Raw genomic sequence first — 22,863 nt, 5'->3', positions numbered from 1 at the left:
GTGACTAGTTTATCAAGTGTGCCGCTTCCGTTATTGATTAGTATCGTCGTCACATGCGCACTCCTAGCTGCCGGTGGTGGCTTGATGCTCTCGGCGCTTTCTCGAATTACTTATGCTCAGGTCGCTGAAGCGGAGCAAGAAGGACAATCGGGTCCGTTTGTGTCTGCAATTCTGACACATCGCTTGGCGGCGATTACTGTGGTTACTGCTGTACGTTCAGGTATTTTGGTGTTGTTGGGTGCTACGTTGATGATGCTAGTTAGTCTCGTCGTCGATAACGTGGTGTTTATCTTGGTGGGCGTGATACTCGCGATGATGCTGACGTTAGGATTAACGAACGCGATCATCCCACCTGCATTAGGTTTTAAATATCCTGTCCGCATGATTCGCTTTGGTGGACGGCCACTTTGGTGGCTGACCAAAATCGGTACAGTTTTTGTTTCCCGGCGAGAATCAGAGGAAGACGCTCAAGATATCGAGGATGATCAGCGTACCTATATGGTCGAGCGTGTTTCCGAATCAGAGGCGTTAGAAGCCGAGGAGCGAAAAATTGTCCGATCGGTTTTTGAATTATCAGAAACATTGGTTCGCGAAGTGATGGTTCCGCGTCCTGATATGATCACCATCGGATCGTTAGAACCGTTAAATAAAGCAATTTCGTTATTTAATCGTTCTGGATACTCGCGTGTTCCTGTCATTGCCGAATCCAATGACGACGTTGTTGGTATTTTATATTTGAAAGACGTTGTTCGTAAATTTCATCGTCGCGCTAGTGACGAAGAACTTCGGGTCAGCGGTATTATGCGTGAACCTGTTTTTGTTCCAGAAACAAAAAAGGCAGATGATTTGTTCCGCGAAATGCGTCAAGATGCTAAGCATATGGCGTTAGCTGTTGATGAGTATGGCGGGATTGCTGGGCTTGTCACTATCGAAGATATTTTGGAAGAAATTGTTGGCGATATGGTCGACGAGCATGACAAAGCAGAACCAGAAGTTGAACAGATTGATGCCGGAACTTACCGAGTTCCGGCCCGGTTACCTGCAGATGAACTTGGTGAATTATTCGGTATTCGGATTGATGACGACGACGTAGAAACCGCGGGTGGTCTGTTGACTAAAGCGTTAGGACGTATCCCTATTGTTGGTTCACAAGCACAAGCTTATGGAATTGTCATGACCGCAGAAAGATTTGAAGGCCGACGCAAACGATTACAGACGATAGTTGCCTATCAAGAACTAAAAGAACAGGACACGACAAATGAATGAAGCGATGATACATGACTGGCCAGAAGACTATCGAGCCGGATTCATTTCCATTGTTGGCCGTCCTAATGCTGGTAAATCAACGTTAACAAATGCGTTGGTGGGCACGAAAATCGTTATTACAGCCAATCAGCCGGAAACAACTCGCCGGGTAGTACGTGGCATTGTCCAACGCCCACACGGACAGCTTATTCTAGTTGATACACCAGGCCTGCACCGGCCTCGTACCTTATTAGGTGAACGGCTTAATGATTTGGTTCGAGACTCTCTAGATGGTGTAGACGCAGCATTGATGTGTTTTCCTGCCGATGAAAAAATCGGTCCCGGAGATAGGTATTTGCTACGTGAATTAACTAAAGCTAAGCTCCCTATTTTTGCTGTTGTAACCAAGATTGATAAAATTTCTCGCGAAGACTTAGCCAATAAGCTGATCGATATCAGTCAGTTACACGAGTTCGTTGAAATTATTCCCGTGAGCGCAGTGGCTGGCGAACAAGTTGATCTTCTTAGCGATGTGCTGCTATCTCATATGCCGATGTCGGCTCCCTTATATCCACAAGATGCTGTCACAGATGAATCTGACGAGGCGATGATTGCTGAATTCATTCGGGAAGCAGCGTTGGCAGATGTACGCGAAGAATTACCGCATTCAATCGCCGTCGTCGTTGAAGAAATGATAGAGCGCGAAGCGAAACCAGGTGCGAAAAAACCTCCGCTTTTGGACGTTCATGCGCATATCTTCGTCGAGCGTCCGTCGCAAAAAGGAATAATTATCGGCCGTGGTGGACAGCGTTTACGTACCGTTGGCCAGGAAGCACGAGCAAATATTGAACGTTTACTTGGGCGGCGAATCTATCTCGATTTGCACGTTAAAGTGGCGAAAGATTGGCAGCGTGATCCCAAAGCATTGGGACGTTTAGGATTCTGATATTTTGTGAAGACGTATCGTGATGACGCAATTGTTTTGCGCACCCATGATATCGGGGAAGCAGATCGAATTATCACTATGCTTTCGCGTCATCATGGCAAAGTTCGGGCTGTAGCCAAAGGTGTGCGTAAAACTGGTTCACGTTTTGGCGCTCGAGTTGAGCCCTTTTCGCATATTGACGTCCAAATATATCGTGGCAAAACGCTTGATACGATTTCTCAAGTTGATACTCTTGCCCAGTACGGCCGAACAATTGGGCGTGATTACGAAGCATATACGGCAGCTAGTACGCTAGTAGAACTTGCAGATGTTATTAATGATGATGACGTTGCAGATGCCAATCTTTTTACTCTTTTACACGGAGCACTTCATGCGGTTGCTAGCCGTCAGCATCCACCAGAACTTGTTGTCTATTCTTTTATATTGCGTTCGATGATGGTGGCTGGTTGGGGTTTTTCGGTAGCCGAATGCGCTACGTGTGGTGTTGGAGGGCCACATAGCGCACTCAATATTGCTGCTGGCGGCGCAGTATGTGATGATTGCCGTCCGGTAGGTTCTGCCACACCATCTGTGGAAACATGGCAGTTGCTTTATGCGCTGCTGCGAGGCGACTGGGCAGTGGCTGATATTTCACAACCAGCCACCCGCAGATCTGCCGGAGCAATTATCGGAGCTTATGCACAATGGCATTTAGAAAAACAGATGAAATCATTACGTCATCTTGCCGTAAACTAGGGAGCTATGGAACGAATCAATCCTATTAAGCATGAGCCAATTGCACCTCCGCCTGGAGCGAGTCGCCCTCCACTCCTACCTCGTGAGGCGGTTCCGCGTCATGTGGCAATCGTGATGGATGGCAATGGGCGATGGGCTAATGAACGGCAGTTGCCGCGTACTGAGGGGCATAAGGCTGGCGAAGTAGCGTTAATGGACGTGCTAGCAGGAGCAATAGAAATTGGTATTGAGGTTGTTTCCGTTTATGCTTTTTCGACTGAAAACTGGAAACGGTCTCCGGCGGAAATTGCCTTTTTAATGAATTATTCTCGAGACGTTATCCATCGGCGTCGCTATGAGCTTGATGATTGGGGCGTGAAAATTTTATGGTCAGGTCGCCAGCCTCGGTTGTGGAGTTCGGTTATCCGGGAGTTGCAACAAGCTCAACGTTTAACTCGTTATAATTCCACATTGACGCTTAATTTTTGCTGTAACTATGGCGGGCGTGCCGAAATTGCTGATGCGGTAGAGGCTATTGCAGAGCGTGTTTCAGCTGGGGAGTTAAATCCGCGAAAAATTACTGAGGATACGATTGCGCAGGCGCTTTATCAGCCGGCGCTTCCAGATGTGGATTTATTTATTCGTTCGGGGGGAGAACAACGTACCTCGAACTTTATGTTATGGCAAGCTTCGTATGCCGAAATGATGTTTGTGAATGAACAGTGGCCGGAGTTTGAACGGACAACATTGTGGCGATGTGTAGCTGAATATGCGAAGCGCCAACGGCGCTTTGGTGGGGCAGTTGACCAGGTACTTTCAAACTGATTGTTAGGTTTAAGAGTTTATTTGAGCTTAGTTATTTATGGCATGTGGTCCGCTCTTGATAGGAGAGCGGACCACATGCCATGAAAGTATTTGAACTTTAGATACTAGCGACGAGGAATCCAATAGCGTAGGTTCCCCACATCGCCAAGTTTCCCCAAACGATATTACGGATAGTGGCAGGCCAGATTGGGGCGCTTCCGAGCCAGGCCGACACGGCACCAGTTGCCGCAAGAGCTATGCTTACTGACAGTACTGTTAGCGGAATGGCCCATGTTGCGGGGGAGAAGATCATGGCAACGAAAGGGATAAGGGCGCCAAGAACAAAAGCGATCATAGATGCCCATGCTGCATGCCACGGATTAGTTAGTTCATCTGCATCGATACCGTATTCGTATTGTGTGAGTGCGTGAACTGGATCTTTTTTGGTCAGTTCTTCAGACATTTTCCATGCGAGTGGCTTTGAGATTCCTCGTCCCGCAATGAGACTTGCTAAGCGGCGTTGCGCCGCATATGGATTTGAGGTGAAAAATTGCTGTTGCTTAGCGACAGCTGCTTCTTCAGTATCCCGCTGAGTGGAAACGGAGACGTATTCTCCTGCTGCCATTGATAGTGCGCCAGCAACCATACCAGCTATGCCTGCGGCAAAGAGAGCATGATTGTCTACTGCTGCGCCGGAAACGCCCATAACGATGCCGGCAGTGGAGACAATACCGTCATTGGCTCCTAGTACTCCTGCTCGCAACCAATTAAGGCGTGAGCCAAGGACTGTGGATTCTTCTTCGGTCGCAGCAGAGAAATTGAAGTTCTCTGGGGCACTCATCTTGATATCACATGTGCAAGATTCATGATCAAACGTAAGAGTCATTTTCTGCTTCCTCCGTCGCTAATTTCCTATGTCAACAGCTTAGGTGAGAAATTTTCGTTGGGATAGCAAGGTTAGGCAGTCCTTGGGATGGTAGTCCTAAGCTTTTGTTTCGTGAGCGTGTGGGCCGTAGACTGATATCGAAAGAAAACTCTCATTGGAAAGCGAAACGTTTGTGAATTCTGCACACCGTTATTTAATCCTCACTACTTTTCAAGATCCGCAAGTAGTAGCTGCTATCTTGACGTTGCGATCTATTTCGGCAATGACGTTGCCAACTGATTCTGGGGTTGTAGTAATGCATGATATCCCGGTGAAGTCTTTTGATGATTGGGATATTTCTGAGCTTTTGGGAACTGTGGATAAGGTTGCGAGTGAGGATATTTCTTTTGTTGAAGATAGCGATAATGCAGATATTTCTGATCAGCCAGAACTAGTGGCGGCTATGCTCTCTCGCTTGTCTCCTTACGGCGTCGTTTTATTGACAGCTCAGTTAGGAGACGATATTGGGGCTGAAGAAGGAACGTCGGGACTTGTTTCCGCAGTGCGTTTTATTGACGGGCAACGTGACGAAGATATTCCTGCAGGGTTGTTGTTAAACGTTATTGATCCGGTTATTGAGTTGTTAATGCTTGGCCAAACTGATCCGGCTACGTTGCCGGGTGTTGTGGCAGAGTTATCGGTAGAAGAGGTTGCCCAGATTCTGGGTGAGCAGGCTGCGGATGAGGATAAGGACGATGCCTGATTTTGACGCACTCTTAAAGCCACGTCCTTTTCCGGACGACGACGGATCGGTTCCTAGCGAATTAGCAAGTGCTTTTGGATTGCCAATTGCGAAGCGGGCGGAAGGGATCGTAGTTGCCTTGCATCGGGTGATCCTGCCGGTATTGCCACATGAGCATCCTGGGCTAGATGCCGATGGGCGGGTCAAGGAGCACGCCCCACAATCAACACATCTGCTGGAAGCTGGTGGACAATTACTCACTGAGCAATTGTCTGCGAATCATTCGGCGGTAGTTGTTTTCTCTGGAATCGAAGCGCTAAATGCCTGGAATAATAAAGCGCGTCCGGTGCCGGTGAGTATAGATTCTGTTGCTGTGGGATGTTTGAAGCAACACAATGGATTGATCGTGCTTGATCCTGGTAGCGAGCACGAAATGTGGCTTGGGCGCACAGCCGTTATTGCACTGGCAACCGGTGGTTCTTGGCTACCGCCGTGGGGTGACGGGCAGATTAAAGAACGTCTTGCTTTTTTGGCTGAAGAAAATGCGGAGCTAGTACGACGCATTGATATCGGTCCTACTCAACGAGGCGTATCTGCGATCGATATAGTCTTTGCCCAGGGCGCGACCATTGATGATGCAAAGCGCATAGCGACGCGTATTGGCAGGGAGCTTGAAAGTAATCCATATGTGAGTGCGCGCCTTGATTTAGTAGAAATCAGACCCCGCTTAGAAATGAACGTGGGCAAGCTCACCACGTAAAAGAGGGTAGAATTCTTTCATATTTTAGGAATAACTGCTCCAAGCTGGTAGAGTTAATCAATGACCGACCGGCAAAAGCCGGAACGCAAGCGGAGAAAATCCCACCTGGGTCCCACAGGGGCCGGGTTACGAGAATACGGCATAGTACCGTATGCCCTCTGGACTCCGTGCGCGTCGCACGTCGAAGTAAGTTAAGAGGAGCAATTATCAACGAGCCAAGAATCAACGATCGAATCAATGTCGCCGAAGTGCGTCTAGTGGGCCCAGCCGGAGAGCAGGTCGGCGTAGTACGTGTAGAGGATGCACTGCGACTCGCTCAGGAAGCGAACCTCGATCTTGTTGAAGTGGCAGCAAACGCGAACCCGCCTGTAGCCAAGCTTATGGATTATGGCAAGTTCAAGTATGAGGCCGCGCAGAAGGCACGCGAGTCGCGTCGCAATCAAGCCAATACGCAACTAAAAGAAATGCGTCTCGGTCTGAAGATCGATCAGCATGATTATGAAACTAAGCTAAAGCGAATTATCAAATTCCTTAATGGCGGAGATAAAGTCAAGATTCAGTTGCGCTTCCGGGGGCGTGAGCAATCGCGTCCAGAAGTAGGTATGAAGCTCATGGAGCGTTTGGCTGCGGATACCGCAGAAGATGCTGCAGTTGAGTCGGCGCCACGTGTTGATGGTCGCTCCATGGTGATGGTGCTAGCACCAACTCGCCGTAAGTCCGAAGCTAAATCTGATCAGCGTCGTCGTCGCGAAGCTGAACGAGAAAACCGCCGCGCGGAAGAAGCCCGTCGCGCTCAGAAGAATGCAGAGCGAGTCGCTTCTAAAGCAGAGCAATCAGTCGAGGACTGAATAGCTTACCGTAGATAAGCTGACACGAACCGCTTCTTGTTTAACAAGAAGCCAGAACAGAACGCTGCATTTTGCAGCATTGAGGGAAAATATAATGCCTAAAATGAAGACGCACTCCGGTGCAAAAAAGCGTTTCCGCAAGACGGGATCTGGCAAGCTGATGCGCGAGCAGGCTGGCAAGCGCCACCTTCTTGAGCACAAGTCGTCCCGCCGTACCCGCCGTCTATCCTCGGATCAGCCAGTGGCTCGAGCAGACGTCAAGCAGGTCAAGTCATTGCTCGGCATCTGAGCTAGCTCGCACTAAAGGAGATATATATAATGGCACGCGTAAAGAACGCCGTAAATTCTAAGAAGAAGCGTCGCACAGTCCTTGAGCGGGCGTCCGGCTACCGTGGTCAGCGTTCCCGCTTGTACCGCAAGGCCAAGGAGCAGGTCACTCACTCATTCGTGTACAACTACCGTGATCGTAAGGTCCGTAAGAATGAGTTCCGTAAGTTGTGGATCGCCCGTATTAACGCAGGCGCTCGTGCAAACGGTATGACCTACAATCGTTTCATGCAGGGTCTCAAACTTGCTGGCATCGAACTCGATCGTCGCATGCTTGCCGAAATGGCTGTGAATGATCCTGCTGCTTTCGCAGGTGTAGTTGAAGTTGCTCGCAAGGCCCTTCCAGCCGATGTGAATGCTCCATTAGCCTGATAGATATCACGCTTATTTATATACTGCGCTCTTACTCTTTTAGTAGAGTAAGAGCGCAGTAATTTTTTCTGTCAAGGAGATCTCATGCCTCGAACCCCGATGGAAACGTATACCGGACAACTGAAAAAGGTAGCGGGACTGTATCGCAGTAAAACTCGTTTGAATTATGCCCAGGCAATTGTTGAAGGGCCACAGAGCGTCCGCGAGGCACTTGTTTATCTTCCGAGTGCAATTCGAGATGTTTATATCACGCAACACGCTATTGAGCGGCATGGCGATATTGATAGACTTTTATTAGATTTAGATCCCTATACTCACATTCTCCCTGATGAGTTAAGTAATCGTATTGCGCCAAATGCTCAAGGTATTTTCGCAGTAATATCTGTTCCTGACGAAGAGCGCTTTGACAGTGTTGTTGAACGTGGAAAGTTGCTTGTTTGCGCCATTCGCAGTGTTGATCCAGGTAATCTTGGCACGATTATTCGTTCGGCTGATGCGGCTGGTGCTGATGCAGTCATTCTTGGGCGAGGCTCTGTCGATGCGACAAATCCTAAAGTCATCAGGTCTTCTGCTGGTTCGTATTTTCACATACCCATTATTGAAGATGAAGATGTAGCTAGCGTTGTTGAGCGTGTGCAGCGTGCTGGTTTCCAGATTTTAGCTGCTGATGGTGGGGGTACCCATGATCTTGGTCAGCTTTCTGACAAAGCATTACGTGCAACGCTTTTGGGAGAAGCATTGGCGGAGGTAGATTTACGACGTCCCACACTTTGGTTAGTCGGTAATGAAGCTCATGGCTTTTCACAAGAGGAACTGTCGTGGGCCGATGGTATCGTGCGTATTCCAATGTGGGGCAAGTCAGAGTCCTTGAATGCGGCAGTAGCGACTTCGCTTTGTCTTTACGCCTCGGCTCATGCGCACAATAGGACTATTTCCTAATATCAAAACGCGCAGGGAAGCGAAGTTTGTTCTAGGTCACATTAATGATAAAGTAATGGCGGTAAGGGTTAGGTATGACTAATTCCGACAACATAACCTAATAAAGCCAAAACGTTATCGAATCGTTATTTGAAAGATGTGCTCTGTTCTTGCATGGCAAACTTTTAAGACTTACGATAAATTTGTCGGACAACATACGAGCTAACTGTAGAAGGTCAATCGTATGCTCAATGGAGAGGAAAATATATGTCTGTCAAGAAGACGCGTATTGTAGCAGCACTTGCTGCGACAACATTGGCGCTCAGTGCCTGTGGTGGAAACACCGATGCACCGAATGCTGATAACGGCACAGAATCAACGGGACCATCGGGCGTTCTTAACGCAGGTGTTGCCTACGAAACCACTAACTGGAGTCCAGTCCATGCTGGTTCTGCACTTGCAAACGGTGTTAACTGGCACATTCTCGAAGGTCTTTATGACTTCAACATGGCTGATTACTCCACTCACGCAGCACTAGCTGACGGAGATCCGAAAGAAGTTGGTGAACTCACCTATGAAGTTAAACTTCGCGAAGGTGCAAAGTTCTCTGACGGCAATGATCTCACCGCCCAGGATGTGGTAGCTTCATACGAGCGTAACTCTAACGAAGGTGGCCTTTACACTCCTTTCTTTAGCGCCATCAAGAGTGTGACTGCTAAAGATGATTCCACAATCACAATTGAGCTTAACTACCCATTTGCTAAGCTCAAGGAACGCCTCGCACTCGTCAAGGTTGTTCCTGCAGGTATGAGTGACGATGATTTGAAGACCATGCCAATTGGTTCTGGTCCGTACAAGTTTGAGTCTGCGCCTAAGGAAGGCAACCCAATCACCGCCGTGGTCAACGAGCACTATAACGGTAAGAGCCCAGCAAAGCTCGAGAAGATCGTATGGAACCCACAAAAGGATGACAGCCAGCGTTTGGCTGCTGCTCTAGGTGGAACCATCGATGTTATGGAAGCTGTTCCAGCAGCAACCATTGACGAGTTGAAGGGTGCTGGTTGGGAAGTTAAGGAAGTAGAGGGGTACAACAACCCATTCCTGATGTTCAATACCACTAAGGCTCCATTCGATAAGCCTGAAGTTCGCCGGGCCTTCCACCAAGCGATTGATATTCAGCGTTTGATTGATTCCTCAGTTGATGGCAAGGCTATCCCAGCTACATCTTTCTTGCCTGAAGTAAATCCTTCATACAAGAAGCCAGCAACAGATATGAGCTACTCTGTTGACAAGGCAAAGGAGCTACTTGCTTCCGCAGGAGTTTCAGATCTTAATATCACCTTATTGACTACTGATCACCCATGGGTTGCTAACCTTGCTCCGCAAATCAAGGAAGACCTTGAGAAGCTCGGTATCACGGTAAATATCGAATCGAAGGCATCAGCAGCACTATACGCAGATAATGCTGATGTTGAGAACCCAACCTATGACGTTATCCTAGCTCCTGGTGATCCATCGGTCTTCGGTAACGATCCGGCCATCTTCTTCTCCTGGTGGTACGGCGATAACGCATGGATGCACAAGCGTTCTAACTTCGCTAACTCTGATAAGGAAACCTACGATAAGATCCAAGCTCTGATGGCAGAAGCTGACTCACTCGATGGTGCAGAGGCAAAGGCCAAGTGGGGCGAGATCCAGGATATCGTAGCGGAGAAGGCTCCGATCTTCCCATTGTTCCACCGTTCTATGATCACCGCATATAACCCAGCAAACTTCGATGGTGTTGACTCCATCGCAACAACTGGTCTGTACCTGCTCGGTGCAACACACAAATAAGTCAGACAGCTGAGTTATTTCTTTGAGGGGGCGGATGCGTACACCCGCATCCGCCCCCTCTTAATTAAATAGCAGTCATAAGGAATAGATCGAATGAATAATCTACTTAGACTCATCGGGCGTCGTCTGATTGCGTTACCAGTAATGGTGCTAGGCGTGACCGTCCTTGTCTTCCTCATCATGGCGCTTTCGCCAATTGACCCGGCGTACAGTACGCTTGGCGAAAACGCTACTCCCACTGAACTCGAAGCCTTCCGTGAACAGCAAGGTTTGAATGAACCACTGCTAGTGCGGTTAGGCGTATACATCGTTAATCTCGTCCAAGGAGATCTTGGCATCTACGGAGTAGGCGTATCGAATACTGTTTCTTCTCTCATAGGTCAAGCGTTGCCTGTCACACTACAGTTAACGTTCTTCGGTCTCATTTTGGCTGTGCTATTTTCTTTCCCTTTGGGCGTTCTCGCAGCTATCTATCGCGATCGTTGGCCAGATCAAGTTATTCGTGTCCTTTCAGTTATTTGTATCGGCACACCGTCCTTCTGGCTCGCTGTGCTCCTTGTTTTAGCATTTATCGGAAAGCTTCCTGTTTCGGGCGCTCTTCCCGGAATGTTTGATGACTTTAGCGGTTGGTTCCTACGCATGCTCTTACCAGCAGTAGCATTGGCAATCCCTGTCATCGGCCAGATGACTCGTGTTGTGAGAACATCTATGGTTGAAGAACTCGATCGAGACTATGTTCGAACAGCTCTTGGCGCTGGTATTCCAAAGTCTGTGGTCATTGGCCGCAACGTCTTGCGTAACGCGCTCATCACACCAGTAACTGTCCTTGGTCTACGTGTTGGCTACTTGATGGGTGGCGCCGTTGTTATCGAAATTATTTTTGCTATCAACGGTATGGGACAAGTCCTTATTAAGGGTATTCAGAACAACTGGGTCAACCTGGTACAAGGTGGTGCACTCGTTGTTGCTATCGCATTCATCATTGTCAATATCATCGTGGATATGCTTTACTTGCTGATTAACCCACGTATTAGGTCGGTGTGATCATGGGAAAGAAAGAAAAACTTACTAAAGTTACGCAACCAGGAGTTCGCTTCTCACGTATTCGTAATATGAACCTCGGTTCGCGAATTGCTATGTGTGTGCTTGCGCTTATCGCTGTCATCTCGATTCTGGCACCGTTTATCGCACCGTATTCGCCGGAAGCTATTTTTGAAAAATGGGCAGAACCAAGTAGCGCTCACCTGTTTGGCACTGACCACGTTGGTCGTGACATCCTCAGCCGACTCCTATACGGTGGCCGATACTCGTTAATTATCGGACTAAGCTCGACTGCCATCGCATTGTTCTTCGGTGCAATTATCGGTTCGATCGCTGCAGTTGTCCGCAAGTCAATTTCCGAAGTTATTATGCGTATCTTGGACATCATTATGGCTGTTCCAGGAATTGCAATGGCCGCTGTGACAGTTCTTGTCTTCTCGGCTCGTTTTAGCTCAGATAATCTTGCAGGTATTCTCCTTGTTATTATCTGTTCAATCGCATTCGTCTACACCCCACAGTTAGCACGCATTGTCCGTGCAAATGTTATGAGTGCATATGGTGAAGACTACGTTCGAGCTGTGATAGTCTCGGGTGCACGTGCACCATGGATTCTGATCAAGCACGTTATGCGTAATACCGCAGCTCCGGTACTCGTCTTCGCCACCGTTTTGGTTGCTGACGCTATCATCCTTGAAGCGTCATTAACATTCATTGGCTCCGGTTTGCAATCAGCTATGGTTCCTACCTGGGGTAATGTTCTCTCCGACGCATCCGCAAATATTTCTGTTATGCTCGGCAAGTGGTGGACCGCCTTCTTCCCAGGTGTTCTGATCATGATTACCGTCTTGTGCTTAAATATTTTGTCTGAAGGCATCACCGACGCAATGGTTGCTGCTCCTAAAGGTGTATCGGTGGCTCAAGTTGACGCTTCTTCTAAGCGTGAAGCAGATAAGCTTCTTCTTGACCCACGGTTGGCTTATGCCGAACAGGCAGAGTCTTTGCAAGCTCGAATTGATGCGCTGCGTGCGGTCGAAGAAAAACGTGATGACCGCTTTATCTCCGATCCTAGTATCACGCCGTTACTAGAGGTAAAGAATTTCTCTATTAAATTCCCACGCCACGGAGATGTCAACGTCGTCGATAACGTCTCTTTCACAGTCTCTCCAGGTGAGACGATGGGACTTGTCGGTGAATCTGGATGTGGTAAGTCCATTACCGCACTCTCGATTATGGGGCTGATCGATCCACGTGCTCAGCTTTCCGGCGAACTCCTATACAAGGGCAAGAATCTCCTTGAAATGGAAGCAAAGGAACGTCAAGCATTACTCGGCCATGAAATGGCAATGATCTACCAAGATGCATTGAGCTCACTCAATCCAGCTATGTTGATCAAGTCCCAGATGAAACAGTTAACATCACGTGGTGGTACTCGTACTGCTGAAGAGCTTCTTGAGCTTGTTGGGCTTGATCCAAAGCGAACTTTGGAATCTTACCCACACGAGTTGTCTGGCGGTCAACGTCAGCGAGTTTTGATCGCTATGGCACTGACCCGTGATCCTAAGCTCGTGATTGCTGATGAGCCTACAACGGCTCTTGACGTTACCGTTCAAAAACAAGTTATTGCTTTGCTAAATGAGCTTCGTGAAAAGCTTGGCTTTGCAATGATCTTCGTTTCACACGATTTGGCCCTGGTTGCTGAGGTGGCGCACTCTATTACAGTCATGTACGCAGGTCAGGTTATTGAACAGGCACCAACGTCAGAACTGTTGCTCAACCCGACACACGAATACACCCGTGGTCTGCTAGGTGCGGTGCTTTCAATTGAATCTGGTTCAGGTCGACTGCACCAGGTACCTGGTACAGTACCGTCGCCACAAGATTTCCCAATTGGCGATCGTTTTGCTCCGCGTTCTTCACATCCAGATTATGGATTGGATATTCGTCCGGTTCTCACGGAAGTTGGACCACGCCACTATTACGCAGCTTTGCCGCCGCGTCCCGAAGAAACTAATGCTACATCGAAAGTAGGTGAACAGCTGTGACTTCTCACGAAACTCCTATTATTGAGCTTAAAGATGTCAAAGTAACGTTCTCAACTCGAACTGGTTCACTTTTCAAGCCTAACAAGATCCAAGCTGTGCGTGGCGTGAACATGAAAGTTATGCCCGGTAAGACGCTCGGTATTGTAGGCGAGTCAGGCTGTGGAAAGTCCACAACCGCAAACGTGATGTGTGGTCTGCAAGCTGCAACTGAAGGTCAGGTCTTCTTTAACGGTGAAGAGGTTACCAAACGTACCGCGGATGCTCGTCGTCGTATCGGTCGTGTAGTCTCGGTGGTTTTCCAAGATCCGGCAACTGCCTTGAATCCTCGTATGGTCATCCATGATCAGCTTGCTGATCCAATGCGAGTACACAAGATCGGTACTGAGGCAGAACGTGAAAAGCGGGTGAGTGACCTTATCTCCATGGTGGGCCTACCTGCATCAGCACTTGATGCTTTACCTGGTCAGCTTTCTGGTGGACAGCGTCAGCGTGTGGCAATTGCACGTGCGTTAGCCTTGGAACCAAGCGCAATTATTGCAGATGAACCCACTTCAGCTCTTGACGTGTCAGTGCGTGCACAGATTCTCAATCTGCTCACGGATTTGAAAAAAGAGCTCAACCTAGCCATGGTTTTTATTTCTCATGATATTCAAACCGTGCGTTATGTTTCGGATCGAATTGCAGTGATGAATAAAGGTCTTGTTGTTGAAGAAGGACCTGCCGATGAACTGCTAGCAGATCCTAAGGACCCATATACTCGGAAACTTTTGGGCGCAGCGCCATCCTTGTTGCACCCAACTCTTTAAGGAAAGATGATGACAGAATTTCGTGGAGTAATTCCACCAGTTGTAGTTGCAGAACATGAAGATGGGACTTTTGATGCGGAGTCTTATCAGCGTGGCCTCGATCGTATGATTCAAGCCGGTGTTCATGGTGTTTTCGCACTGGGATCATCCGGCGAGGGTGCGTTCGTAACTCCAGCGCGTCGTGAGGAAATTCTTCGTGCTACAAAAGAAGTTGTAGCTGGACGAGTCCCCATTTTAGCTGGTGTGATTGATACTCAAACAGACCGAGTTATTGAACACGTTAAACAAGCTGAAGCGATCGGAGTAGACGGGATTGTTTCCACTGCGCCGTTTTATGCACTAGGTGGATTGCCACAGATCGAACGGCACTTCCGGCAGATTCATGCAGCTACTGAGTTGCCTTTATTTGCCTATGATATTCCGGTGTGCGTACACGTGAAACTTCCACCGGCGTTACTGATGAAACTTGGTGAAGACGGAGTGCTTGCTGGAGTTAAAGACTCATCCGGCGATGACGTATCATTCCGTTTCCTACTTCAAGACAACGAACGTGCTGGTCATCCGCTTTCATTGCTGACAGGGCATGAGGTTGTTGTTGATGGTGCATATCTGGGTGGCGCTGACGGGTCTGTTCCTGGCTTGGCCAATGTCGATCCTGCTGGCTATGTACGTCAGTGGAACGCTTATATGGCGGGCGACTGGGAGACAGTACGTAAAGAACAAGACAGATTGTCTGACCTGATGCGCATCGTGATGGTTCCGACGACGACGACTGGATTCGGAGCAGGCGTGGGAGCTTTCAAGACCGCTCTAAAGGCTTTGGGTATTTTTGAGTCAAATCAGATGCCTGAGCCTGTTTCAAAGCTAACGCCAGCAGAAGAAGAAGGAATCGCTGCTATTCTTAGGCAAGCTGGGTTGATGGATTAATTTTCATAAGCCATCCAGCGTTTAATAGATGTTGCAGGTGGCTATAAAGGTTTGAATTGTTCCTCATTTAGTGGGCGGTTCAAATTAAATCCGGCTCGTGAGACTACAAGGGTCTGGTTCCGATATCGCTTCGGGGCCAGGCCCTTGAGCCAATCTCGAGTGCAGTTGTGGATGTTAGGTGAAGAATAGATCTGAGTCCCAAAGAACAAAAATAGGAAGAAAACTTTAGATACTGTGAAAGTTAGCTTTTGCTGTGCTACCGAAGATTAACTTCCAAACCCCAAGTATGGTCACAATTCGATGAATCGCTCACAGTGTGCTGTTTTCGTTCTCCGTCGTTTTCAGTTCATTTTGCAAAAATGTCAAAGAATCGAAAATCCTATTGCACCTTGGGAAACTTCCCGTTCATCTTTTTAATTAAACATTTTATGCACAGCTGGGGGAAACCTCAAATATTTTGTACTTAATACTTGCCCCACAGGGTATTTTTTAGGCTGTCTTTAGCCAAAAATAATGGATTTGATATCAGCTCCCAGTAGAGCGTGACGAATTATATGTATCGTGGCACAAGAAGTTGTCGGAAAGACGCTCTACAATGGGTAATGTTACCTTATTTAGAATGAAAGGCCATTATGGAACCCCTGAGTCCGCTGGATGAAGCAGGGATTGCCGCAGCGATACAAGCTGCGAAAGAAGCATTCTCGCATGCAGATTCTCTCGATGAATTGAAAGAAGCTCGCCTTGCCCACAACGGAGACAACGCTCCAATTACGTTGGCTAACATGCAGATTAAAACACTCGATAAAAGTGAACGCCCGATAGCCGGAAAACTTATGGGTGCTGCACGTAAAGAAATTCAGCAAGCACTTGCACTTGCTACTGCTCGGGTGGAGGCAGCTGCTGAAGAACGAATGTTAGCGGAAGAGAAAGTGGATGTGACCGTCCCGATTCGTCGTTCGCCACGAGGCGCACGTCATCCTTTGCCAGCATTAATGGAAGATATTTCTGATCTCTTTGTAGGAATGGGATGGCAGATCGTCGAAGGGCCAGAACTTGAACATGAATGGTTCAATTTTGATGCATTGAATTTTGGCCCTGACCATCCGGCTCGTCAGATGCAAGACACATTTTACATTTATGGGACAGCTCAGCTTGATAGTGATGAAATTAGTGCACAACCTGGTCTAGTGCTACGCACACATACCTCTCCAGTTCAATCTCACGCAATGCTTGAACGGGGAGTGCCACTTTACATTGTTTGTCCAGGAAAGGTGTTCCGCACAGACGCGTTAGATGCTACACACACACCGGTTTTCCACCAGATAGAGGGTCTTGCTGTGGATAAGGGGCTAACAATGGAGCATCTCAAAGGCACGTTGGATCATTTCGCGCGTAAACTTTTCGGCCCTGAGGCACGTACTCGTTTACGTCCATCATATTTTCCATTTACCGAACCGTCAGCAGAGATGGATTTGTGGTTCCCGCAAAAGAAAGGCGGAGCTGGCTGGATAGAATGGGGCGGTTGCGGCATGGTTAATCCAGAAGTGTTACGTAATGCGGGAATTGATCCTGATCAGTACACTGGCTTCGCATTCGGAATGGGGATAGAAAGAACGCTTATGCTTCGCAATGCTATTGCTGATATGCGCGATATGGTTGAAGGCGATATTCGCTTTTCTCAGCAATTCGGTACAACTGGAAGGGGAAACTAATGCCACTAATTCCTATTGACTGGCTTGCGAGCCATGTTGAGATTCCGGAAGATCTAACTGCGGCACAACTTGCTGCTGATCTTGTTAAAGTTGGCCTTGAAGAAGAAGAGATACATCAACCGGATGTATCTGGTCCTATTGTTGTGGGAAAAGTTTTAACGTTAGTTAAAGAGCCACAGAAAAATGGCAAACTTATCAACTACTGCCGTGTTGATGTGGGGGCACATAATGATGCACCAGGTGAAGGAAAAGAGCCTGTTGATTTTCCTTCACGTGGAATTATTTGTGGCGCGCATAATTTTGTTGAAGGTGATTACGTCGTCGTTTCACTTCCGGGCGCTGTGTTGCCAGGTAATTTTGCTATTGCGGCACGCAAAACCTATGGGCATATTTCTGACGGTATGATATGTTCGGCTCGTGAGCTTGGTTTAGGTGAAGACCATGACGGGATAATCGTTTTAGCACATGACGACGACGAAGCTGAAAAAATCGGACTACCTGGTGTTGGGGAGGACGTCCTTGCGTATCTAGGTCTTGCTACAGAGACCTTAGAGATCAACGTTACGCCAGATCGTGGCTATTGTTTTTCGATGCGTGGAGTTGCGCGGGAATACTCTCATTCAACCGGTGCTAAATTTACTGACCCCGGACTCTTGGAAAATTTCAATTCTGAATTTCTACCGGCGAATAATAAGGGATTTGAAGTTCGAGTCGCTGACGAGAATCCGATCCATGGAAAACCGGGTGCTGACCGTTTTGTTACCCGAATTGTACGTGGCGTAGATCCCAATGCTCAGTCGCCCAAGTGGATGCAAGACCGGCTAACTGCCGCAGGTATGCGCCCGATTTCATTAAGTGTTGACGCTACAAATTATGTGATGCTCGATCTTGGCCAACCACTGCATGCTTATGATTTAGCAAAAGTGGTTGAACCTCTCGTTGTTCGTCGAGCACATACAGGTGAAAAGCTGACCACTCTTGACGGTGTTGTTCGTTCGTTACATGACGAGGATTTGATCATTGCTGATTCTCACGGGGCAGTGGGCGCACGTCCAGTGGGGTTAGCTGGAGTTATGGGCGGTAGTGAAACTGAAATTGGTCCCGAAACAACTGATATTTTGATTGAGGCTGCCCACTTTGATCCAGTTTCAATTGCTCGTATGGCTCGTCGTCACCGTTTGCCCTCAGAAGCTTCGAAGCGTTTCGAGCGCGGCGTCGATCCGACTATCGCTCCATTAGCAGCGCAAATGGTTGCTGAAATTCTCGTTGATTTCGGTGGCGGTACGATTGATGAGGATAGTTTCGATCTCAATACGGTTCCAGAGATTGAACCTATTGATTTTGCGGTGTCCGAAGTCCAGCGTCTTACCGGTTTAGAACTGCCGCGCGCTGAGGTTATCCGTATTCTGCAAGATATTGGCTGTACTGTGCAAGATAAGGGAGAAGTACTCAGCGTTACTCCTGCCCCGTGGCGCCCTGATCTTGTTGGGTCAGCTCATTTTGTCGAGGAAATTGCTCGTCTTGTTGGATATGGTGAGATTGCTTCTGTGTTGCCCACCCCTGCCGGTGGAGCTGGTTTAACACGTCAACAGCGCCAGCAACGAGATATTGTTCGGGCATTAGCAGAGCAAGGATGGATGCAAGTATTGTCTTATCCTTTCGTTTCTGAGTCTACTTTTGATAAGCAACTGATTCCAAAGCTGGACCAACGCCGTGAAGCAATTGTTTTGGCCAATCCTTTGCAAGAAGAATCGCCTTATATGCGGACATCGGTTCTTGATTCGTTATTGGAAACTGCCAAGATGAATGTTGCCCGATCGAATCCGGCTGTTGCGATTTTTGAGTCGTCGATAGTAACGCGTCCACATGGATTAGTACCAGCTGAAACTCCGCATCCAGGACAACGCCCTACTGATGTGCAACTAGCTGCATTGGCACAGGCGATGCCCGCTCAGCCCCACCATATTGGTGGAGTGGCAACTCCGATTGCTGCTCAGGCCACATCTGGTTTTTCCGCGGTGGAATGGGATTGGCGGGATGCCCTTAATGCTGTAATGGTTATTGTTGAAACATTGGGCGCAGAAGTGACCTTTGCTAATATCGATCGACCACCGCTCCATCCAGGCCGTGGAGCGCAAGCGAGTGTGAACGGTATAGTTATTGGTTTTGCTGGAGAATTAGCACCTAAGGTGTGTAAAGCATTTGATTTGCCGGCGCGTTCTATTGCCTTCGAAGTAGATATCGACATATTACTGAAGACAGTTGCGGATCAGCCAAGAAATATCCTTCCGGTCAGTTCTTTCCCGGCAGCCAAAGAGGATATCGCTTTGGTGGTTGACGAAGACTTGCCGGCCGGCGAAGTCAAAGAAGCAATTATAGATGCAGCTGGAGCGCTTCTTGAAGAAGTTCGGCTATTTGACGTCTATACAGGCGATCAAATTCCAAATAGAAAGAAGTCCTTGGCTTTTGCTTTGCGGTTGCGCGGAACAGATCATACATTGACTGCTGAAGAAGCTGCATCAGTGCGAAAGCGTATCATCAAACGAACTGGTAAAAAATTCGGTGCTCAGTTACGCGGATAGCCTTTTGACGCGCATGCATCTATAAAGATGCATGGCTATGTTCTAGCGTGTGGGGAAAGCTCTTGTCTTTCTTCACACGCTAGAATAATTTTATGGATGCTTCAACAACAGTATTATTAACCGGTGCTTCTCGTGGTATAGGAGCGCATATCGCGCGTAACTTGGCTCGTCCTGGGCGGACTATGCTTTTATTAGCACGTACGCAAGAAGCTTTGTATGATACTGCAAAGGCATGTAATGCACGTGGTGCCACGGTCTTAACATTTGGTGTTGATCTTGCGCAAGTTCAAGAAATAACGCATTTATGTCACAAAATTAGTGAATATCCAGTAGATCTATTGATTAATAATGCCGGTATTATGGCTGAAGAAGCCTTACCTTGGGAAACTGATCCGCATGATTGGTGGCTTACTCAGGAAATTAATCTTCGGGCACCTTATTTGCTGGCGCATGCATTGGTGCCGAGTATGCTTGCTCGTGGTGGTGGGCGGATTATTGATTTATCGTCTGGCGCGGCAGTTAAAGATACGGCTTTAGCCTCATCCTATTATGTCTCTAAAACAGCGCTTCTACGTTTCGCCGGTTCATTGCATGAAGCTGGGGCAGAGCACGGTTTGCGGGTGTTTTCTGTTGCTCCTGGCGTCGTCCAAACAGATATGACTGCTAATCGGTTAATGCATCAAGAACGTACACAGTGGAATGATCCCCAAGAAGTTGCTGAGATCATTGCTGCAATTGCTGATGGTACTCTTGACGGTATAGCGGGTACCCAGGTTCGTGCCGGTACGGACACTGTCGAGGAACTTATTCGTCGTTCAGAGCAGGGCGTGGGAGTAGAAGAGCGGAAGTTACGGCTTACTCCCTGGGAGAATTAGTGAGATTACGCGTATCACATGATTTTTTCTAGTTCGCTCATGCAATGAATCGTATAATTATACGGGACAGAATATTTAAGCAAGGTGGACTATGTCTGGACTTATACCGCGTTACGATCAAAGCATGATGGCAGCTTACGGGTTGCCACCACTTGTTCTCACACGCGGTGAAGGCGCTAAAGTGTGGGATATAGATGGCCGCGAATATCTCGATCTTGATTCTGGTGGTGGGGTGACGTCGTTAGGGCATAACCATCCTGATCTCCGGGCAGCGCTGGCAAATCAAGCACGTAAAATCTTGCATGTTTCTAATAATTACGCAACTGAACCACAAGTCGCGTTAGCCGAACGACTGCAACAATGCCTTTCTGACGAAGGATATTTAGGATCGACGGCGCGTGTCTTCTTTTCCAATTCTGGTTCGGAAGCAATGGAATCAGCACTAAAACTAGCACGATTACATAAGCCTGGCGGTCGTATTCTTACCCTTAATAGGTCGTATCATGGCCGTACCATGGGCGCGCTTTCGCTAGCCGATTCAGCTTACCGAGCGCCTTTTGAGCCTTTACTTAGTGGCGTCTATGTAGCAGAAGATGCTGTTGATCTGGAACATTCTTTTTCTGACGATGTTGCTGCATGTGTTATTGATGTACACCATGGCCGGTCGATTGAACGCCTGAGTGACGATGAACTTTCTCGAGTACGCGATTTGTGTGACCGTTATGGCGCGTTGCTCATCGTCGATGAGTCATTGTCCGGCGTGGGGCGCACCGGCAGATGGTTTGCGCATACTCCGCGGGTGATTGCCGATGTGATTACTGTTGCACGTGGTCTCGGAGGGGGCGTGCCCATTGGTGTTACTATTGGTTTTCAAACTGCAGGACGTCTCATTCAACGAGGTCTTGAATCCTCGTCAACCGGTGGAAATCCACTGGCGACAGCTGCCGGGTTTAGCGTATTAAACTTAGTTGAGCCTTTACTTCCGCACGTGCGTCTTACTGGTGCATGGTTAAAATCTCAGCTCATCGAGCAAGGATACGATGTGCAAGGGGAAGGGCTGATGCTGGCTGTGACGGTGCCAGATGCTGGGTTATATGAACGATTATTACGTGAGCGAGGATTTTTAGTATCAACTACTAGTGGGGAAAAAATCAGATTATTACCGCCACTTATCATTACGCGCGAAGAGTTGCGACCTTTTGTTGAAACGATGGCTCAGCTCAAGGAGACATCATGAAAGGTTCGATTCCAACGACGCGTGCGGCGCGCCAAGCGATGATTGTTGCCGTTGTTGAAAACTCCGCGATTTCGTCTCAGAATGAATTGCAGAAAATTCTTAAGAATCAGGGAATTGTTGTAACGCAGGCTACCCTTTCGCGTGATTTAGAAGAATTACGCGCCTTTAAAGAGCATAATTCAACTGGTCAGCGGGTTTATCGTATCCCGGCAGTAAATGATCTGGCTGAGTCTGATAATGGGGTACGTGCACAGCTGAAACGATGGGCGCGTGAGTTGCTTGTTAGTGCTCAGCAAGCGGAAAATCAGGTTGTTTTGCGTACTCCACCCGGAGCGGCACAACTCCTTGCTTCTTCCTTAGACAGAGCAGTTATCGACGGAGTCTTGGGATGCATTGCTGGTGATGATACTGTTTTAATTATTGCCTCATCCGTCCGCAGGGCTGTCCTTCTCAAAACTGAGCTATTGTCTCTAGCGCATTCTGGAGTAGGAGAAAATGACTCATGAATCCAACAATTTTGACACTTCTACAGCATCGTTCTATTCGGGAGTTTTCTTCTCGATCGATTGACGACGACGTTCTTAAAACATTATTCGATGTTGCTATGCACACCTCAACATCTCGTGGATTTCAGCATGCAGCTGTGATTAGGGTACGTCGCTCTGATCTTCGTGAGCAGTTAGCTAATATTGGCGGACAACCTTATATTGCACGAGCACCGGAATTGTTTGTCGGCGTGGTGGATACTCGGCGCAGTGTGCGTGTTTTGGAGGAATTAGGCGGGGATCCAACTCCAGCGACATCTATGGATGCTTTTCGTGAGGGTTTTACCGATGCGGTGTTGATGATTCAAAATATGACTGTTGCTGCTGAATCTATGGGGCTAGGCGTGACATTATTGGGATCTATCCTCAATGATATTCCACGGCTTATCCAACTTTTGAAACTTCCGCAGTACACCTTCCCGGCTTTGGGGATGATATGCGGATATCCTGCACAGCAGCCCCAGTTGAAACCACGCATTCCAACTCATTTACGGGTTATGGACGATAGGTATTGGGAGCCTGAATCATGGACCTTGGCCTTATCTGAGTACGATCAACAGATGGCTACCTATTACGATTCGCGTGACATGAATCGACGAGTTGACACGTTCACCGAACAAATTATGCGTAAACTGCGTAGCACGGATGTGAAGGATGCGTTTATCGATCATGTGCGTGCGCAAGGATTTGGGAGTTACACTCAAACCTCTTGATTGGCC

At 48.1% G+C, this 22,863-nt stretch carries 22 protein-coding genes; 21 read left to right on the top strand and 1 reads right to left on the bottom strand.

Going from position 1 to position 22,863, the window contains the following annotated elements:
• From HC352_RS04745 to HC352_RS04730, 4 genes are read left to right on the top strand one after another with little or no spacing between them, the layout of a single operon-like run.
• A complete protein-coding gene (locus tag HC352_RS04745) occupies positions 1–1,266 on the top strand; it encodes a hemolysin family protein (protein ID WP_168917817.1) in 1,266 nt (421 codons plus the stop codon).
• Entirely contained in the window at positions 1,259–2,191 is a 933-nt protein-coding gene (gene era, locus HC352_RS04740; RefSeq protein WP_168917816.1) for a GTPase Era, read from the top strand. The genes HC352_RS04745 and era overlap by 8 nt, the downstream gene beginning before the upstream one ends.
• A 6-nt stretch (positions 2,192–2,197) precedes the next feature.
• Positions 2,198–2,926, top strand: a complete 729-nt coding sequence (gene recO, locus HC352_RS04735; protein ID WP_168917815.1) for a DNA repair protein RecO — start codon at positions 2,198–2,200, stop codon at positions 2,924–2,926.
• Between the two features lie 6 nt (positions 2,927–2,932).
• Positions 2,933–3,730 (top strand): isoprenyl transferase, encoded by a 798-nt coding sequence (locus HC352_RS04730; protein ID WP_168917814.1) that lies wholly within the window; start codon positions 2,933–2,935, stop codon positions 3,728–3,730.
• Between the two features lie 97 nt (positions 3,731–3,827).
• On the opposite strand, the gene HC352_RS04725 is transcribed toward HC352_RS04730, so the two are convergent.
• Entirely contained in the window at positions 3,828–4,595 is a 768-nt protein-coding gene (locus HC352_RS04725; RefSeq protein ID WP_168917813.1) for a VIT1/CCC1 transporter family protein, read from the bottom strand.
• Positions 4,596–4,767: 172 nt separating this feature from the next.
• Between HC352_RS04725 and HC352_RS04720 the strand changes: the two genes are divergently transcribed.
• From HC352_RS04720 to HC352_RS04640, 17 genes are all read left to right on the top strand, one after another.
• The gene (locus tag HC352_RS04720) at positions 4,768–5,337 is read left to right on the top strand and encodes a hypothetical protein (protein WP_168917812.1); all 570 of its coding nucleotides are present in this window, start codon (positions 4,768–4,770) and stop codon (positions 5,335–5,337) included.
• Positions 5,330–6,076 (top strand): SseB family protein, encoded by a 747-nt coding sequence (locus HC352_RS04715; protein ID WP_168917811.1) that lies wholly within the window; start codon positions 5,330–5,332, stop codon positions 6,074–6,076. Before HC352_RS04720 ends, HC352_RS04715 begins: the two co-directional genes overlap by 8 nt.
• Positions 6,077–6,243: 167 nt before the next feature.
• Positions 6,244–6,924 (top strand): translation initiation factor IF-3, encoded by a 681-nt coding sequence (infC, locus tag HC352_RS04710; protein WP_168917810.1) that lies wholly within the window; start codon positions 6,244–6,246, stop codon positions 6,922–6,924.
• A 94-nt stretch (positions 6,925–7,018) separates the two neighbouring features.
• Complete coding sequence (gene rpmI, locus HC352_RS04705; RefSeq protein ID WP_013170184.1) at positions 7,019–7,213, top strand: 50S ribosomal protein L35; 195 nt, start codon at positions 7,019–7,021, stop codon at positions 7,211–7,213.
• Positions 7,214–7,242: 29 nt separating this feature from the next.
• The gene (rplT, locus tag HC352_RS04700; protein WP_168917809.1) at positions 7,243–7,623 is read left to right on the top strand and encodes a 50S ribosomal protein L20; all 381 of its coding nucleotides are present in this window, start codon (positions 7,243–7,245) and stop codon (positions 7,621–7,623) included.
• An 84-nt stretch (positions 7,624–7,707) separates the two neighbouring features.
• Positions 7,708–8,562, top strand: coding sequence for a TrmH family RNA methyltransferase (locus tag HC352_RS04695; protein WP_168917808.1), 855 nt, complete (start codon positions 7,708–7,710; stop codon positions 8,560–8,562).
• Between the two features lie 246 nt (positions 8,563–8,808).
• Positions 8,809–10,377: an ABC transporter substrate-binding protein gene (locus HC352_RS04690; protein WP_168917807.1), complete on the top strand. Its 1,569-nt coding sequence runs from the start codon at positions 8,809–8,811 to the stop codon at positions 10,375–10,377.
• A 93-nt stretch (positions 10,378–10,470) separates the two neighbouring features.
• Complete coding sequence (locus HC352_RS04685) at positions 10,471–11,421, top strand: ABC transporter permease (protein ID WP_168917806.1); 951 nt, start codon at positions 10,471–10,473, stop codon at positions 11,419–11,421.
• A 2-nt stretch (positions 11,422–11,423) separates the two neighbouring features.
• The gene (locus tag HC352_RS04680; protein ID WP_168917805.1) at positions 11,424–13,460 is read left to right on the top strand and encodes a dipeptide/oligopeptide/nickel ABC transporter permease/ATP-binding protein; all 2,037 of its coding nucleotides are present in this window, start codon (positions 11,424–11,426) and stop codon (positions 13,458–13,460) included.
• On the top strand, positions 13,457–14,266 hold the full coding sequence (locus HC352_RS04675) for an ABC transporter ATP-binding protein (RefSeq protein WP_168917804.1): 810 nt from the start codon (positions 13,457–13,459) through the stop codon (positions 14,264–14,266). Before HC352_RS04680 ends, HC352_RS04675 begins: the two co-directional genes overlap by 4 nt.
• Positions 14,267–14,272: 6 nt before the next feature.
• Positions 14,273–15,193, top strand: coding sequence for a dihydrodipicolinate synthase family protein (locus HC352_RS04670; protein ID WP_211080621.1), 921 nt, complete (start codon positions 14,273–14,275; stop codon positions 15,191–15,193).
• Positions 15,194–15,825: 632 nt separating this feature from the next.
• The gene (pheS, locus tag HC352_RS04665; RefSeq protein ID WP_168917803.1) at positions 15,826–16,905 is read left to right on the top strand and encodes a phenylalanine--tRNA ligase subunit alpha; all 1,080 of its coding nucleotides are present in this window, start codon (positions 15,826–15,828) and stop codon (positions 16,903–16,905) included.
• A complete protein-coding gene (gene pheT, locus HC352_RS04660; protein ID WP_168917802.1) occupies positions 16,905–19,487 on the top strand; it encodes a phenylalanine--tRNA ligase subunit beta in 2,583 nt (860 codons plus the stop codon). The genes pheS and pheT overlap by 1 nt, the downstream gene beginning before the upstream one ends.
• Before the next feature lie 92 nt (positions 19,488–19,579).
• Positions 19,580–20,362, top strand: a complete 783-nt coding sequence (locus HC352_RS04655; RefSeq protein WP_168917801.1) for an SDR family NAD(P)-dependent oxidoreductase — start codon at positions 19,580–19,582, stop codon at positions 20,360–20,362.
• A gap of 91 nt (positions 20,363–20,453) precedes the next feature.
• Positions 20,454–21,599: an aspartate aminotransferase family protein gene (locus HC352_RS04650; RefSeq protein ID WP_168917800.1), complete on the top strand. Its 1,146-nt coding sequence runs from the start codon at positions 20,454–20,456 to the stop codon at positions 21,597–21,599.
• Positions 21,596–22,105 carry an arginine repressor gene (gene argR, locus HC352_RS04645; protein WP_168917799.1) on the top strand — a complete coding sequence of 170 codons (510 nt, stop codon included), beginning with the start codon at positions 21,596–21,598 and terminating at the stop codon, positions 22,103–22,105. The genes HC352_RS04650 and argR overlap by 4 nt, the downstream gene beginning before the upstream one ends.
• Entirely contained in the window at positions 22,102–22,857 is a 756-nt protein-coding gene (locus tag HC352_RS04640) for a nitroreductase family protein (protein WP_168917798.1), read from the top strand. The genes argR and HC352_RS04640 overlap by 4 nt, the downstream gene beginning before the upstream one ends.
• Positions 22,858–22,863: the final 6 nt, after the last annotated feature.

This window comes from Arcanobacterium buesumense (genome assembly GCF_012563545.1).
In the GTDB taxonomy this organism is placed as follows: domain Bacteria; phylum Actinomycetota; class Actinomycetes; order Actinomycetales; family Actinomycetaceae; genus Arcanobacterium; species Arcanobacterium buesumense.
The sequence above is the reverse complement of the archived record's forward strand: the minus strand, read 5'-3'. Positions and strand labels throughout refer to the sequence as shown.